The sequence below is a fragment of the Actinomadura geliboluensis genome (assembly GCF_005889745.1).
GTDB classification, from domain to species: Bacteria; Actinomycetota; Actinomycetes; order Streptosporangiales; family Streptosporangiaceae; genus Spirillospora; species Spirillospora geliboluensis.
In genome coordinates this window covers 1-14,981 of record NZ_VCKZ01000226.1, presented here as the reverse complement: position 1 = coordinate 14,981, position 14,981 = coordinate 1, and the positions used below count along the sequence as shown (strand labels likewise).

12 protein-coding genes and 1 pseudogene are annotated in these 14,981 nt (G+C 72.7%); 5 read left to right on the top strand and 8 right to left on the bottom strand.

From position 1 onward, the window contains the following. Window positions 1-367 precede the first annotated feature (367 nt). Window positions 368-838 (top strand): hypothetical protein, encoded by a 471-nt coding sequence (locus tag ETD96_RS26910; RefSeq protein ID WP_138639279.1) that lies wholly within the window; start codon window positions 368-370, stop codon window positions 836-838. On the opposite strand, the gene ETD96_RS26905 is transcribed toward ETD96_RS26910, so the two are convergent. The 4 genes from ETD96_RS26905 to sigE form a co-directional block, all read right to left on the bottom strand. After that, window positions 835-1,455 (bottom strand): GyrI-like domain-containing protein, encoded by a 621-nt coding sequence (locus tag ETD96_RS26905; RefSeq protein ID WP_138639278.1) that lies wholly within the window; start codon window positions 1,453-1,455, stop codon window positions 835-837. The two genes, ETD96_RS26910 and ETD96_RS26905, sit on opposite strands and share 4 nt — an antisense overlap. Then, complete coding sequence (locus tag ETD96_RS26900) at window positions 1,442-2,014, bottom strand: PadR family transcriptional regulator (RefSeq protein ID WP_138639277.1); 573 nt, start codon at window positions 2,012-2,014, stop codon at window positions 1,442-1,444. The genes ETD96_RS26905 and ETD96_RS26900 overlap by 14 nt, the downstream gene beginning before the upstream one ends. Before the next feature lie 62 nt (window positions 2,015-2,076). Then, window positions 2,077-2,880: an alpha/beta fold hydrolase gene (locus ETD96_RS26895; RefSeq protein WP_138639276.1), complete on the bottom strand. Its 804-nt coding sequence runs from the start codon at window positions 2,878-2,880 to the stop codon at window positions 2,077-2,079. A 48-nt stretch (window positions 2,881-2,928) separates the two neighbouring features. Further along, window positions 2,929-3,456 (bottom strand): RNA polymerase sigma factor SigE, encoded by a 528-nt coding sequence (sigE, locus tag ETD96_RS26890; RefSeq protein ID WP_138639281.1) that lies wholly within the window; start codon window positions 3,454-3,456, stop codon window positions 2,929-2,931. Between the two features lie 221 nt (window positions 3,457-3,677). Between sigE and ETD96_RS26885 the strand changes: the two genes are divergently transcribed. Then, entirely contained in the window at window positions 3,678-5,252 is a 1,575-nt protein-coding gene (locus ETD96_RS26885; protein ID WP_138639275.1) for an acyl-CoA synthetase, read from the top strand. 133 nt (window positions 5,253-5,385) lie between these two features. Then, entirely contained in the window at window positions 5,386-7,023 is a 1,638-nt protein-coding gene (locus ETD96_RS26880) for a serine/threonine-protein kinase (protein ID WP_138639274.1), read from the top strand. A gap of 34 nt (window positions 7,024-7,057) precedes the next feature. Here ETD96_RS26880 and rho read toward each other — a convergent pair. Then, window positions 7,058-8,203, bottom strand: a pseudogene (rho, locus tag ETD96_RS26875) (transcription termination factor Rho); the annotation flags it as partial. A 669-nt stretch (window positions 8,204-8,872) separates the two neighbouring features. On the opposite strand from rho, the gene ETD96_RS26870 reads away from it, so the two are divergent. Next, window positions 8,873-9,646, top strand: a complete 774-nt coding sequence (locus ETD96_RS26870; protein ID WP_138639272.1) for an enoyl-CoA hydratase/isomerase family protein — start codon at window positions 8,873-8,875, stop codon at window positions 9,644-9,646. Here ETD96_RS26870 and ETD96_RS26865 read toward each other — a convergent pair. The 3 genes from ETD96_RS26865 to ETD96_RS26855 all read right to left on the bottom strand — a co-directional run bounded on the left by ETD96_RS26865 (window position 9,636) and on the right by ETD96_RS26855 (window position 12,521). After that, window positions 9,636-10,538, bottom strand: a complete 903-nt coding sequence (locus ETD96_RS26865) for a hypothetical protein (protein ID WP_138639271.1) — start codon at window positions 10,536-10,538, stop codon at window positions 9,636-9,638. The two genes, ETD96_RS26870 and ETD96_RS26865, sit on opposite strands and share 11 nt — an antisense overlap. 76 nt (window positions 10,539-10,614) lie before the next feature. Then, entirely contained in the window at window positions 10,615-11,259 is a 645-nt protein-coding gene (locus tag ETD96_RS26860; RefSeq protein WP_089328396.1) for a LuxR C-terminal-related transcriptional regulator, read from the bottom strand. Next, window positions 11,223-12,521, bottom strand: coding sequence for a sensor histidine kinase (locus ETD96_RS26855; protein WP_240808256.1), 1,299 nt, complete (start codon window positions 12,519-12,521; stop codon window positions 11,223-11,225). Before ETD96_RS26855 ends, ETD96_RS26860 begins: the two co-directional genes overlap by 37 nt. Window positions 12,522-12,733: 212 nt before the next feature. On the opposite strand from ETD96_RS26855, the gene ETD96_RS26850 reads away from it, so the two are divergent. Beyond that, on the top strand, window positions 12,734-14,981 hold a 2,248-nt coding region (locus ETD96_RS26850), incomplete at its 3' end, for an MMPL family transporter (protein WP_138639270.1).

The window sequence follows — 14,981 nt, the reverse complement described above, 5'->3', positions numbered from 1 at the left end:
CGTCGGCGCCGTCCAGCCCGGCCCCGGTCCCGACCCCGGTGACCGGCGACCTCCCGGTGACCGGCTGACACACCCCCGAGAAGGGTGCCGGGCCACGCCGGCCCGGCGCCCTCCTCATTAGCAAGTGCACACTTGTGGCCGACCATGAGACATATGTGCCTGTTTGTGCCGTATGTCGGAGTCCACATGTGGCCACTCCGCCCCGCCTTCACGGCCATCCCGGAACTCCCGGCCCCGTCCGTCCGAAAACGCGGCTCGCTCCGGGAGAGCGAGCGGGGCCACACCGCTTCCGGCTTGTATTTACACAGTGGTTCTTGTAAAAAAGTGAGAAATAGGTGGTCTCAGCGCGGAAGCCTGGCGGGTGCACATGTCTCATGGAGTCGAGGTCGTTCTCGCCTGCGTCCTCGTCCTCGCCTCGGCCGTGTGGGTCGGCGGGTTCGTGGCGATCGGCGTGGTCGCGCGGGTCAGCGTCCGGACGCTCGGTCCCGGTGACCGGGTCGCGTTCTTCCGCGCGTTGGGCCGGCTTTACCTGGGTGTGGGGACCGGCGCGCTGGTGCTGGCCCTCGGCAGCGGCGCGGCCCTGGTCGCCGACCGCCCCTGGGACGGCACCCTCACCGCGACCGCCGTGCTGGCCGCCGCCCTCGTCGCCGTGCTCACCTTCGGCGTCCTTCAGGCGCGCCGGATGACCCGCCTGCGTCGCGACGCCCTGGCCCACCCGGACGACGCCTCGCTGGCGGCCCGCGTGCGCGGTGGAGCGCGCAACGCCGGGATGCTGCGCGCCTCGATCGGCCTGCTCAGCGTCGCCCTCGTCGTCCTCGGGACGGTCCTGGCGACCTAGTCCGCCCGCTCGACGGGCTGCCGGAGGACGGTCCTGAGCTTGGCGGGTGCGCTCCGGCGCGGGTCGCCGAGGTAGACCTCGTGGTGGTGCCCGGTCATGCGCAGGTTGTTGGCCGCGAGGTACTCCCCGTGAAGCTCGGCGAGGATGGGGCCCTCGTCGTCGTACGGCCCGATGTGCAGGACTTGGGCGCAGAGGCCCTCGTGCATGGGCTCGTAGCGGACGTCGGCGATGGCGGGGAGGCCCTTCTTCGCCAGGGCGGTCTGTTTGGCGTCGTCGATGAAGTCTTCGGTGATCCAGTCGGGCTGGCTGATGAGCATCCGCCATTGCCAGGCGTCCTTGTCCCGGGCGGTGAACACCTCCGGGCGGTCGGACCACCACAGCCCTTCGAGCGGTCCGACGACGAAGTCCCGGTCGAGGGTGCGCTTGCTCGCGAACTTGATCGTGTAAGCGACGGTGTAGAGCGCCTCGACGGCGCGGGCGTAGGCGGCGCTGGTGTTCGGGTCGCCGCTGCCGTCGACGGCGATGAACCGCTGCGCGGGCACGTCCACCAGAGCCCAGTCGCGGTTCCTCGGCGCGTAGCACTGCTTGAGCTCTCGCTTGATGTCATAGCGGGTCATGGCCGTCGCCTTCCTGGCGGGGGTCGTCGGCCAGTTCCGCCCGGTAGGCGGCCAGCCACTGCTGTTCGGCGGTCAGTTGGCCGAGCGTGTAGTCGAAGACGGCGCGGGCGAAGCCGGGCATCCACGGCTGGGTGTCGCGGGCCGCCGCGATCTCGGCGACCTTCTCCGCGAGGGCCGCCGCCCGCCGGTCGAGCGCGGCCCGCAGCCGCTCGGGCGGGATGACCGGCTGGTTGGCCAGGCCGACCAGGACGGGCGGGAACACCGGCCGGAGTTCGGCCACTGCCGCCTCCGCTGCCCGCGCGCACGCCCGGCGCCCTTCGGCCGTGGGCCCGTACACCCGCCGCGCCTTGCCCCGCGCCGGCCGCTCCGCGTCGATCTCGGCGATCAGCCCGCGGTCGCGCAGCCGGGTCAGCAGGTAGTAGATCGAGCTGAACCCGATCTCCGTCCACTCGCGCATGCCGCGGGTGCTGATGACCTCGTCCAGCTCGTAGCCGTGCCTCGGCTTCTCCATCAGCAGGCCGAGCAGGGTCAGCTCGGCGGGCGTCAACTCGGCGGCCATGGCTTCTATCCTAGTACTAGAATAGAAGCGCGAGCGCGGTGACCGCTCGGCCGTGCCAGGGCTCAGGCGGCGGACTGGGCCTTCAGGGGGTGGGCGCTGCCCTCCAGGAGGATCTTGGCCACCAGGGGCGGGTCGTCCGCCATGGGGACGTGGCCGCAGCCCTCCAGCCAGACGAAGCGGGCGTTCGGAAGCCGGCGCTGGGCGCGGACGGCCTGGCTGCGCAGCAGTAGGCGGTCCTTGGTGCCCCAGGCGATGGTCACGGGGACGTCCGCGCAGGAGCCGCGGAACCGGGTGGTGCGGCCGGCGCGGAGGGTGGGTTCGAAGCCCGGGGCGTCGCGCATGGCGCGGGCGTCGCCGGTGAGCGCGTCGATGTCCATCAGGTCGGGACGGCCGTAGATCATGCCGAACATGAGCGTGCGGCGGCGCGGCGAGCGGGCCAGGCGGGTGAGGAAGGTCTCCGGGACGCGGGCGCCGAGGCGCGAGGCGCGCAGCACCGACATGCCGTAGCGGAGTTCGAGGGCGTTGAAGAAGCCCGCCGGGGACAGCGCGGTGGCGGAGCTGGCGAGGCCGCGGTCGGCGGCTTCGAGCGCGAACAGGCCGCCGAGCGAGTTGCCCGCGACGTGCGGCCGGTCGAGGCCGAGCTTCGCGAAGCTCGCCGCGAGGGCGTCGATGGCGGTGTCGAGGGTGTAGGGGGTGCCGGGCGGGAGCGCCGGGGAGTCGCCGAAGCCGGGCAGGTCGACGGCGATGACGTCGCGTTCGGCGGCGAGCAGGTCCATGACGGGCGCCCAGCCCTGGCGGCGGTGCCCGATGCCGTGCAGCAGGACGAGGGGCGGGCCGTCGCCGCGGCGGTCGAAGACGATGTCCACGGCCGCAGGGTAGGCCGGAAGTTACTCAGCGGTCACTAGTGATGCTCGTCACTGCGCGCACTCGGCGGGGCGGCGGTGCTCCAGGGCCTCGCGGAGCTGGCCGCGGCCGCGGTGGATGCGGGAGCGGACGGTGCCGAGCTTCACGTTGAGGGTCGCGGCGATCTCCTCATAGGAGAGCCCCTCGATGTCGCACAGCACGACCGCCGCGCGGTACTCGGGGGCGAGGGAGTCCAGCGCCCGCTGGATGTCGGCGTCGAGGTGCCGGTCGTCGTAGGCCTGCGCGGGCGACGGCTCGCGGCCCTGCAGGCGCTCGGCGGCGTCGTCGGCGAGGGAGTCGAACCGGATGCGCTGCTTGCGCCGGGCGCGGTCGAGGAACAGGTTCGTCGTGATCCGGTGCAGCCAGCCCTCGAACGTGCCGGGGCTGTACGACGACAGCGAGCGGAACACCCGGATGAAGACGTCCTGGGTCAGGTCCTCGGCGTCGTGCCGGTTGCCGGTCAGCCGGTACGCCAGCCGGAACACCCGCGTCGAGTGCTCGCTGACGATCTCCTCCCACGTCGGCGGGGTCCACGCCATCGCGCCTGCGCTCACCACTACCCCCGTCTGATACTGAATCGTTACGGCCAAGCATGCCGGTACCCAGATAAGAGCCGTGTAAGGACCCCGCGCGTGGCCGGATCAGGCGGTGTGGGATGTGACTCATCTCATTGGACCAGACGCCAATAGGCATTGAGTTCACGCGCCGTCCACGAGCAGGATCGGGATCGGTCCCACCCCGACTCCCGCGAGGACGTGGCATGGCGCGTAGCTACAACCTGGCCGACCTGATCGAGATCCTGGCCGCCGCCGGACCGGACCGTCCGGCCCTCGTGGCGGGGACCGAGCGGCGGACGTACCGGCAGCTCAGCGAGCGTGCGAGCCGGGTCGGGCACCATCTGGAGGCGGCCGGGGTGCGGCCCGGCGAGCACGTCGCGATCCTCGCCTACAACCGGGCCGAGTGGATCGAGGCGATGCTCGGCGCGTTCAAGACCCGCGCCGTGCCGATCCCGGTGAACTACCGCTACGTGGCCGCCGAACTGCGCCACGTGCTCGCCGACTCGGACTCGGTCGCGCTCATCGGGGAGCGTTCGCTCTTGGCGAAGGTGGAGGAGATCCGCGGGGAACTGCCCGCGCTGCGGCACATCGTCGTCCTGGAGGACGGCTCGGCGGACGAGATCCCCGGCGCCGTCGAGTACGAAGAGGCGCTGGCGGCGGCCGACCCGAGCGACGACTTCCCCGAGCGCTCCAGCGACGACCGCTACATCATGTACACCGGCGGCACCACCGGCTACCCGAAGGGCGTCGAGTGGCGCTGCGAGGACATCTTCTTCGGCGCGCTCGGCGGCGGGAACGTCCTCGGCGACCCCATCGGCAGCCCCGAGGAGCTGGCCGCCAACGCCGACCAGCCGGGGATGGCCGTCCTCGACTGCGCGCCCGTCATGCACGGCGCCGGCCAGTGGGTCGCCTACATGGGGCTGTTCACCGGCGCCAAGGTCGTCCTCTACACCGACCACGCGTTCGACGCCGACAAGGCGCTGCGGCTCCTCGCCGAGGAGAAGGCGAACGTGCTGATGCTGGTCGGCGACGTCATGGCGCGGCCCGTCGCGAAGGCGCTGGCGGGCGGCGGGTACGACACGTCGTCGCTGATCGCGATCGCGTCCGGCGGCGCGCCGCTCACCGAGGGCGCCAAGCAGGCCCTCCGGGAGCACCTGCCGACCATCATGTTCCTCGACAACTACGGCGCCTCGGAGACCGGTGCCTGCGGCCCGTCCGTCGACTCCAAGGAGGGGACGGCCCGCTTCATGATGAAGCCGGGCATCACCGTCCTGGACGACGACCTGAACGTGGTCAAGCCCGGCGAGATCGGCAGGCTCGCGCGCAGCGGCCACATCCCGCTCGGCTACTACAACGACCCGGAGAAGACGGCGTCGACGTTCTTCACCGCCGCCGACGGCACCCGCTGGTCGATCCCCGGCGACTTCGCGAGCCTGGAGGAGGACGGGACGATCACCCTGCTCGGGCGCGGCTCCCTCGTGATCAACACGGGCGGGGAGAAGGTCTACCCGGAGGAGGTCGAGGTCGCGCTGAAGGACCACCCGGACGTGTACGACGCGGTCGTCGTCGGCCTGCCCGACGAGCGGTTCGGGCAGCGCGTCGCCGCCGTCGTCGCGCCCCGCCCCGGCACGACCGTCACGCTGGAGCAGCTCACCGAGCACTGCCGGGGCCGGCTCGCCGGCTACAAGCTCCCGCGCCAGATCACCCTGGTGGACGAGGTGCAGCGCACGGCCGTGGGCAAGTCCGACTACAAGTGGGCGCGCACCGTCCTCGGCTGACGGCACCGCGCCGGTAAATGCGGCCCGCGCGGTTATACCACGGCCGCGCGCGCTTTTCTCGCCGGACCGCGGTCAAAAAACAATTGATGCCGAGGGAGCGTGCCTTGAGCGCGTTCCGGCGAATAACCACGTCATGAATGGGGATCGGCCGATACCGCTCGCGCGGCGGTATCGCCTGCTCTCTGTGGTCGGCAGGGGCGGCATGGGCACCGTGTGGCGCGCCTACGACGAGATGCTCGACCGGGACGTGGCCGTCAAGGAGGTGCACCTGCCGGCGCGCATCACGCAGAGCGAGCGCAGGGTGCTGTGCCGGCGGCTGCTGCAGGAGGCGCGCGCGACGGCCGCGCTGCGGCATCCCGGTGTGATCGCCGTGCACGACCTGATCGTGGAGGACGGCCGGCCCTGGATCGTCATGGAGTTCCTGGCGGGGTGCTCGCTGAACCGGCTGGTCATCGAGGACGGCCCGCTGAGCGTGCGGCGGACGGCGCAGATCGGCGCCGCCGTGCTGTCGGTGCTGCGGGCGTCGCACGAGGCGGGCATCCTGCACCGCGACGTGAAGCCGAGCAATGTGCTGCTCTGCGACGACGGCCGCGTTCTGCTCAGCGACTTCGGGCTCGCCGTCCAAATGGACAATGGCCGGGAGCTGGCCGACACAATGCCCGCGGGCATTGAGGGATCTCCCGCTTATCTTCCGCCGGAGCGCATCGACGGGCAGTTGAGCGTGCCCGCGTCCGACCTGTGGTCGCTCGGCGCGACGCTCTACATGGCGGTCGAGGGTTTCGCCCCGTTCCTGCGCTGCCACGCCCTCGCGTCGATGATGGCGGTGATGCTGGGCGACTACGCGCGCCCGGCGCGGGCGGGCCCCCTGACCCCCGTCATCGAGGGGCTGCTGCGGCAGCGGCCGGAGGAGCGGCTGACCGCCGAGGCCACGGCGGAGCTGCTGCGGGACGTCGTCGCCGACCTCCCGGAGCCGGGCATCACGCGGGCGCCGCGCCCCGAGCGGGTGCGCGTCCCGGCCGCGCGGCGGGCCCTCCGCGGGCCGCGCGTCCCGTGGACGCTACGCAGCGGGAAGGCGCCGTGCGGTTCGCCGCGTTCCCGCCGGTGGTTCAAGACTCCGCGGTTCAAGACTCCGCGGTTCAAGACCCCGTTCAAGACCCCGTCGTTCCGGGGGCGGCGGCTCCGGCCGGGGGCGGTCGCCGGGGTCGCGGTGCTGGCCGTCCTCGCGGCGGGCACGGGCACCTGGGCGGCCCGCTGGACGTCGATCGGCAAGAGCGACGCGGTGGCGCTGCGGCCGGCGGCGGGCGTGACCGCCAAGACCGCGAAGTACCATGAGACGGGCGCCTACTCGGTGCGGGTGCCGGCGGGCTGGCAGTCCGAGCGCAGCGGCGCCGTGATGACCTGGAAGGACGCCGGGGCGGGACGGGGCCTGCGCATCTCCCCGGCACCGGGCGATCCGCTCGCGGGGCTGCGCGCCGAGGAGCACCGGGCGGTGGGGGAGCACCGCTTCCCGGGCTACCGCAGGCTGCGGCTGGAACCCGCCCCCGAGGTCGCCGCGGGCGGCGCCGAATGGGAGTTCACCTGGCGGTCGGGCACGGGCGACGGCGTCAGGCACGTGCTGTGCAGCCGGGCGGCCGGGTACGAGTTCTGCTTCTCCGCGCCCGATCCCGACTGGACGCCGGGCCAGCGGCTCTACGACCGGATCCTGGAGTCGTTCAGGCCGGAGAAGCCGAAGAAGCACCAGAAGCAGGAGAAGGCGCAGGAGCGCGACTGAGGGGTCTCCTCCGTTCCGAGTCCGGGGCGGCGGCTCAGGTGGTCTGCTGGAGGCGGAGCAGGAACTCGGCGTTGGACGAGGTGCCCTTCATCTTCTCCAGGAGCTGCTCGACGGCCTGCTGCTTCTCCAGCCCCTGCAGGGCGCGGCGCAGCCGCCAGGAGAGCGCGAGCTCCTCGGGGGACATCAGCAGCTCGTCGCGGCGCGTGCCGGACGCCTCGATGTCGACGGCGGGGAAGACGCGGCGGTCGGCGAGGCCCCGGTCGAGCTTCAGCTCCATGTTGCCGGTGCCCTTGTACTCCTCGAAGAAGACGTCGTCCATGCGGGACCCCGTCTCCACGAGCGCGGTCGCGAGGATCGTCAGCGAGCCGCCGTTCTCGATGTTGCGGGCGGCGCCGAAGAACTTCTTCGGCGGGTAGATCGCGGTCGTCGCGACACCGCCGGCGAGGATCCGGCTGCTGGAGGGCGCCGCGAGGTTGTAGGCGCGGCCGAGCCGGGTGATCGAGTCGAGCAGCATGACCACGTCGTGGCCCTGCTCGACGAGCCGCTTGGCCCGCTCGACGGCGAGCTCGGCGAGCGCGGTGTGGTCCTGCGCGGGACGGTCGAACGTCGAGTGGACGACCTCGCCGCGCACGGTCCGCTGCAGGTCGGTGACCTCTTCCGGCCGCTCGTCGATGAGCACGACCATGAGGTGCACTTCGGGGTTGTTCTGCGCGATCGCGTTCGCGACGGCCTGCAGGACCATCGTCTTGCCGACCTTCGGCGGCGACACGATGAGCCCGCGCTGGCCCTTGCCGATCGGCGCGACCAGGTCGATGACGCGGGTGGCGAGCGGGCCGGTGTCGAGGCGGAGCCGCTCGTCCGGGAACAGGGGGGTGAGCTTGCCGAACTCGGGGCGGTTCGCGGCCTCGGCCGCCGGGAGGCCGTTCACGGTCTCGACGCGGGCGAGCGAGCCGAACTTCTCCCGGCCGGACTTCGGCGCCTTCGCGGTGCCCGCGACGACGTCGCCGGGGCGCAGGTGGTGCGCCTTGACCTGGGCGAGGGAGACGTGCACGTCGTCCGGCCCGGCGAGGTAGCCGGAGGTGCGGACGAAGGCGTGCTTGTCCTGGACGGCGAGGAGGCCGTGGAACGGGACGGCGGGCCCGTCGTCGGCGGTGCGCCGCGCCTGCTGGCCGCCCTTGCGGGCGTTCTGCGCGGGCACGGTGTGCGCCTGCGACCGGCGACCGGCGGCGGTGTGCCCGGTCGCGGGTTCGGAGGTGAGGGTGGAAGTGGACATGCGGGTCCCTTCTCAGGCTCGCGCGGAGCGGTCCGCGCCGCCTGGAGTCGTTTCCCGGGTACGGCGGCGGAACCCGCGGCGCGTACGCGAGAGGAATGCGAGAGATGCAGCTCGGTTCACCGGGCTGACGTCGGCTCCCTTGTGCGGCGGTCCGGAACGCCGAGGTGCGCGCGCCGAACCGGGAGGATCACCGGGCGCTCAGATGGCCCGGGCGGGGAAGAGAGGGCCTTCGAGGCGATTCACGGAATCCGAAGGCACTGCCTTGACAGTACAGCACGCGACGCGGGTTGCGCATTCCCCGATCGCCGCCGATTTTCCTCATGAAGGTCGAGCCCCCTGTACCGGTGCGGCGGCGCCGTGCGGCGCCGCCGGCGGCCGCCCGTACGCGTCCCCCGACGGCAGAGGCGGCCAATTGCACCGTATGACTCCCCGAGCGGCCCTGAGGTTCCCGGACGGCGCTCCGGTCCGCGGCCGGGACCGGCCGCCCCGGGATCGTCCGGGCGCCGCGCGCTCCGTACGATGAGCCGGGTCGAGGCGCGACGACATCCGGGCGGGGCGTCCGGGCGAGGGAGGACCATGGCCGCCGGGCTTGACTTCGAGGTCGCCGAGGGCGTCGGGACGATCACCATCGACCGGCCGGCCAAGCGGAACGCCATGTCGGCGGACATGTGGCGGGCCCTGCCCGGCATCCTGGAGACCCTCGCGAAGGACCCGGCCGTCCGGGTCGTGGTGCTGACGGGCGCGGGCGGGAACTTCTGCGCGGGCGCCGACATCGCCGAGCTGAACGACATCCACCGCGACGACGACTCGCACCTGTCGACGGTCGCCGAGCGGGCGCTCGCCGCGTTCCCGAAGCCGACGCTGGCCGCGATCGAGGGGTACTGCGTGGGCGGCGGCTGCCAGCTCGCGGCGGCCTGCGACCTGCGCTTCGCCGCCGAGGACGCCCGGTTCGGGATCACCCCGGCCAAGCTCGGCATCGTCTACCCGGCGGGCGCGACGGCGCGGCTGGTCCGGCTCGTCGGGCCGGCCGCCGCGAAGTACCTGCTGTTCTCCGCCGACCTCGTCGGCACCGGGCACGCGCTGCGGATCGGGCTGCTGGACGAGGTCGTCCCGGCGGGCGGCCTGCGCGACCGGGTCGCCGCGTTCACCGCGACGCTCGCGTCCCGGTCGCTGCTCACCCAGCAGGCCACCAAGGACATCGTGGACGCGATCGCCGCCGCCGGGCCCGTCCGGGAGAGGACGGACCGGTGGCTGGCGGAGGTCGCGGCGAGCGGCGAGGTCGAGGAGGGCATCGCCGCGTTCCTGGAGCGCCGCGCGCCCGCGTTCACCTGGACGGCCCCTACTCGCTGAGCCCGGCCGGAGCGCCGGCGGACCAGCCCGACAGGTCGCAGAACCGGCCCTCCGGCAGCCGGTGCAGGCGCCGCGCCGCGCCGGACGGGTCGTCCAGCGGCACGGCGCCCTCGGGGCGGCGCAGCTCGGCGAGCGGCACGACCCCGCACACGAGCGCGTCCGGCGTCCGGACGATCAGGAGCGGCCCGATCTGCGCGCCGCCCCGGTCGACGCCGCGCAGCGCGCCCAGCAGGCCGCGGGCCTTGCCGGTGGTCTCCGGGCAGTCCTCGCGCAGCGCGGCGACGAGGTCGACGAAGTCGCGCTCCAGCGCGCGCGGGCTGCGCCCGGACAGGTAGTAGCGGTCGCGGTCGGTCAGCTCGACGCGCAGCCCGTACTGCTCGGCGAACCGCTCGTAGGGGCCGGCCAGCGCGGGCCTCGCGTCGGGCGGGTCGGCGGTGAGCGCCCCGGCGACCAGCTCGGCGGGCTCGGCGCCGAGGGAGGCGGCCACGGCCTGGTCGAGCCGCCCGACGAGGTGCGCGCGCAGCACCGCGACCTCGGCGGCGAGCCGGTCGAGGGCGTCGCGCTGCTCGGCGGCGGCGTCGCGCTGCTGCTTCAGCCGCGCGGTGACGTCCGGCAGCAGCCGGTCGTTGATCTGCGAGATCAGCGACCGGATCCGGGTGTCGGCGGCGCCGAGCGCCTCCCGGTCGCGGTCCTGCTCGGCGGTGAGCCGGTCGAGCCGCTCCCGCTGCGAGGCGCGGAACCCCTCCAGCTCGTCCCGGGTGCCCTTGAGCGCGCGGAGCTGGGTGCGGATGTCGGCGATCTCCGGCGCGCCCGGGGAATGCCGGCGCTCGAACGCCAGATACAGCTCCCGCCCGGCGATCGCCAGGCACAGCAGGACCAGAACCACCGTCATCGCGCCCTCCCGGGGCCGTCTCGCGGAGCAGACTATGCCACCCGGTACGGCCCCGGCGGGGCGCGGAGAACGCCCCCTACTTGTTCAGATAGGCGAGGACGGCGAGGACGCGGCGGTTGTCGTCGCCGGTCACCGGCAGGTCGAGCTTGGTGAAGATGTTGGCGGTGTGCTTGGTGACGGCCCGCTCGGTGACGACGAGCCGCTCCGCGATCGCGGCGTTGGAGCGCCCCTGCGCCATCAGCTCCAGCACCTCGGTCTCGCGCGGGGTGAGCCGGCTCAGCGGGGTGTCGCGGGTGTTGGACGCGACGAGCCGGGAGATGACCTCGGGGTCCATCGCGGTGCCGCCCGCCGCGACCCGGCGGACCGCGTCCACGAACTGGGCCGCGTCGAACACCCGGTCCTTCAGCAGGTAGCCGATGGCGCCGGTGCCGTCCGCGAGCAGCTCCCGGGCGTAGAGCTGCTCGACGTACTGCGACAGCACCAGCACCGGCAGGCCCGGCACCCGGCGGCGGGCCTCCAGCGCGGCCTGCAGGCCCTCGTCGGTGAAGGACGGCGGCAGGCGCACGTCGACCACCGCCACGTCCGGGCGGTGGTCGAGCAGTGCCTTCAGGAGCGACGGGCCGTTGTCGACGGCGGCGGCGATCTCGAAGTCGTGCGTCTCCAGCAGGCTGACCAGGCCCTCCCTCAGAAGGGCGAGGTCTTCGGCGAGGACAACGCGCACGGCAGCTCCAGCGTCACGATCGTCGGGCCGCCCACGGGCGAGCTGAGGGCGAGGACGCCGTCGAATGTACCGATGCGCCGCTCGATGCCGCGCAGCCCGGTCCCGCCGTCGAGGGTGGCGCCGCCGCGCCCGTCGTCGGTGACCGTGATGCGGAGCATCCCGCCCTCGTAGCGCAGGTCGATCCAGACGCGGGACGCGCCGGCGTGCTTGGCGGCGTTGGTGAGGATCTCCGACACCGCGAAGTAGGCGGCGGACTCGACCGGCGGCTCGGCCCGTCCGGGCAGGTCGGCCTCGACCTCGACGCGCATCGGGTGGTCCAGCGCGAGCGCCTTCACCGCGTCGCCGAGGCCGCGGTCGGCGAGCACCGGCGGGTGGATGCCGCGCACCAGGTCGCGCAGCTCGTGCAGCGCCTTCGCCGACGACGCGCGGGTCTCGGCGAGCAGCAGCCGCGCCTTCTCCGGGTCCTTGTCGAGGAGGTGCTCGATGGCGCCCAGCGTCATGCCCATCGCGACGAGCCGGGCCTGCGCGCCGTCGTGCAGGTCGCGCTCGATGCGGCGCAGCTCGGCGGCGGACGCGTCCACGGCCTCCGACCGGGTCTCGGTGAGGTGCTGGACGCGCAGCGCCAGCTGCGACTTCTTCGTCGGCCCGAGGATCGTCCGGCCCCAGCGCCCGTACACGGTCATCATCTTCGGCCCGATCGCGTACCCGAGGGCGATGCAGGCGGTGGCGACGACCACGGTGGACAGGACGCGGCCGGGCTCGCGGCCGTACCCCTCGGTGATGTGGACGTAGGCGTACCAGTCGCTGCCGCCGTAGTGGCCGATCATGTCCCCGGCGAACGCGGCGAGCAGGTACCCCCAGAGCCCGTAGATGATCAGCAGGCCGGGCAGCGCCGCGGTGAACAGCGCCACGAACGGGTCGGTGACGACCCACAGGTAGTCGCGCCAGGTGGCCGGGTCGGAGATCAGCGCGATGAACCGCTTGAACATCCCGTGCAGGCCGGGCTCCTGCTCCGGCTCGGGCAGGTACGGACGCTCGATCCGGGCGTCCGTCCACTTGTTGATGCGCTCGCGGTAGGCGTCGAGCTGGGTGCGCATGAGCATCGTCGCGGACGGGAACAGCAGCACCCCGATGAAGCTCGTGATCATCGAGATGACCGTGAGGAACCAGAGCCCGGCGAGCGTCGCCGGCACGGCCAGCATCCACAGCGCCAGCCCGCGCCAGGGCGCCCTCGCATGGCGCAGCAGTCGTGTTTCCTTCACCAATTCACCGCTCACTGGATCCTCCAAGGCTCACCTGCCATCTGGAGTCCAGTCTTCTGGCGAGCACCCACGTCCACAGTGTGCCCGCACACCGAACCTGGGGTGTACCTACCTCCACCCCGGAACGCCGTTTAGAGCCATGTCCCGCCGGATGCGCGCTTCCTAGCGTCAATGGGTGTCACCCCGCAGACGACCTAACCAGGGGAACCCCCATGAAGCGAAACCTCGCCGCCGCGCTCGGCGGCTGGAGCGCGCGGCACCGCGTGACGGCCGTCCTCGGCTGGCTGCTGTTCGTCGTGCTGGCCTCGGTGCTGGGCGGCGCGGCCGGCCAGATCACGATGGCGGACCACGAGCAGGGCGTCGGGCAGTCGGCGCGGGCCGCGCAGATCGTCGCGGAGGCCGGCATCGAGGACCCGGACCGGGAGACGGTGCTGCTCTACGGCGCCCCCGCGGCCTCGCCGGAGATGCGCCGGGCGGTGGCGGACGTGCGGGCGAACGTCCAGGCCACGGGCCTGATCACCGATCTGCGCCCGGACGTGGTGGCCAAGGACGGGCGCCACGTGATCGTCCAGTTCACGCTGAAGGAGGCACCGGACGACCCGCTGCCCGCGGTGCGGGACGCGGTGGCGAAGGCCGAGCGCGGCAACCCGTCCGTGCGGATGGGGCAGTTCGGCGGCGCCACCGCCGACGCCTGGTTCGACGACGCCCTCGGCGCCGACTTCAAGCGCGCCGAGCTGACGGCGGTGCCGCTCGCGCTCGGCATCCTGCTGGTCGCGTTCGGGGCGCTGCTCGCCGCCGTGCTGCCCGTCGTCCTGGCGTTCACCGCGTTCCTCGCCGCCGGCGGCGTCCTCGCGGTGGTCAGCCACGCGCTGCACGTCGACCAGACGACGAACTCGGTGATGCTGCTGATGGGCCTCGCCGTCGGCGTCGACTACTGCCTGTTCTACCTGCAGCGCGAGCGCGAGGAGCGCCGCAAGGGCCGCGACCGGGAGACCGCCCTGGCGATCGCCGCCGCGACCTCCGGCCGCTCCGTGCTCGTCTCCGGCATCACCGTGATGGTCGCGATGTCCGGGATGTTCCTGTCCGGTCTGCTGCTCTTCAAGGGGTTCGCGATCGCGACGATCCTCGTGGTCCTCATCGCGATGCTCGGCTCGGTGACCGTCCTGCCCGCGCTGCTGTCCCTGCTCGGCGACAAGGTCGACTTCGGCCGCGTCCGGCTGCCCCGGCGCCGCCGTGAGGAGCGCGCCGGCGTGGTCGGGACGCTGCTGAGGCCCGTGCTGGCCCGCCCCGGCATCGCCGCGCTGCTGTCGGCCGGGCTGCTGCTCGCCCTGGCCGCGCCCGCGCTCGGCATGAAGACCGAGCGGCTGCGCATCGACCAGCAGATCCCGCCCGGCGAGGAGATCGCGCAGACCTACACGCGGCTGAACGAGGCGTTCCCCGGCAACCCGGAGCCCGCGGTCGTCGTGCTGAAGGCCCGCGACATCAACGCGCCGCAGGTCACGCGGGCGATCGACGACCTGAAGCGGCGGGCGGCCGCGTCCGGCGAGCTGAACGAGCCGATCGACGTCACCGTCCACGACCGCGCGAACGTCGCCGAGATCGAGGTGCCGCTCGCCGGGACGGGCTCGGACGCGACCTCGAAGCACGCCCTGGAGACGCTGCGGGAGCGGATCGTCCCGGAGACGGTCGGCAAGGTCGGCGAAGCGCCCGTCACCGGGCAGCTCGCATGGTCGACCGACTACAACGGGCAGCTGAAGTCGAGCATCGCGCCGGTCTTCCTGTTCGTCATGGCCATCACCTTCCTGCTGATGCTGGTCTTCTTCCGCTCGCTGCTGATCGCCGCCAGCGCGATCGTCCTGAACCTGCTGTCGGTGGGCGCCGCCTACGGGGTGATGGTGGCGGTCTTCCAGCACGGCTGGGGCGACTCGCTCGTCGGGACGACGGGCGCCGGGGCGCTCGAATCCTGGATCCCGCTCTTCGTCTTCGTCGTCCTGTTCGGCCTGTCGATGGACTACCACGTGTTCGTCGTCTCCCGGATCCGCGAGGCGTACGACCGGGGGCTCGACACGACCCGCGCCGTGCACGAGGGCGTCCGCGCCACCGCGGGCGTCGTGACCAGCGCGGCCGTCATCATGATCGCGACGTTCGGCATCTTCGGCACGCTGTCGATGCAGGACTTCAAGCAGCTCGGCGTCGGCCTCGCGGTCGCCATCCTGATCGACGCGACGATCGTCCGGGTCGTCCTGCTGCCCGCGGTGATGTCGCTGCTGGGACGCGCGAACTGGTACCTGCCGGCGTGGCTGAACTGGCTGCCCCGCATCTCCCACGGCGACCATAGGAAAAAGATGAGTCCACGACGGCGCGACGCCGAGGGCACCGCCGCCGCCCGCGCGGAACGGCGGGCGGAACTGCTCGCCACGGCCGCGGAGGTGTTCGCCTCCCAGGGCTACTCCGCCACCA

What these genes read in the sequence shown, in the direction of transcription:
- ETD96_RS26880 (WP_138639274.1), top strand. Translation starts at nt 5,386, where the DNA reads ATGAATGGGGATCGGCCGATACCGCTCGCGCGGCGGTATCGCCTGCTC.
- ETD96_RS26870 (WP_138639272.1), top strand. Translation starts at nt 8,873, where the DNA reads ATGGCCGCCGGGCTTGACTTCGAGGTCGCCGAGGGCGTCGGGACGATC.
- ETD96_RS26885 (WP_138639275.1), top strand. Translation starts at nt 3,678, where the DNA reads ATGGCGCGTAGCTACAACCTGGCCGACCTGATCGAGATCCTGGCCGCC.
- ETD96_RS26900 (WP_138639277.1), bottom strand. Translation starts at nt 2,014, where the DNA reads ATGGCCGCCGAGTTGACGCCCGCCGAGCTGACCCTGCTCGGCCTGCTG.
- ETD96_RS26865 (WP_138639271.1), bottom strand. Translation starts at nt 10,538, where the DNA reads ATGACGGTGGTTCTGGTCCTGCTGTGCCTGGCGATCGCCGGGCGGGAG.
- ETD96_RS26905 (WP_138639278.1), bottom strand. Translation starts at nt 1,455, where the DNA reads ATGACCCGCTATGACATCAAGCGAGAGCTCAAGCAGTGCTACGCGCCG.
- sigE (WP_138639281.1), bottom strand. Translation starts at nt 3,456, where the DNA reads ATGGCGTGGACCCCGCCGACGTGGGAGGAGATCGTCAGCGAGCACTCG.
- ETD96_RS26910 (WP_138639279.1), top strand. Translation starts at nt 368, where the DNA reads ATGTCTCATGGAGTCGAGGTCGTTCTCGCCTGCGTCCTCGTCCTCGCC.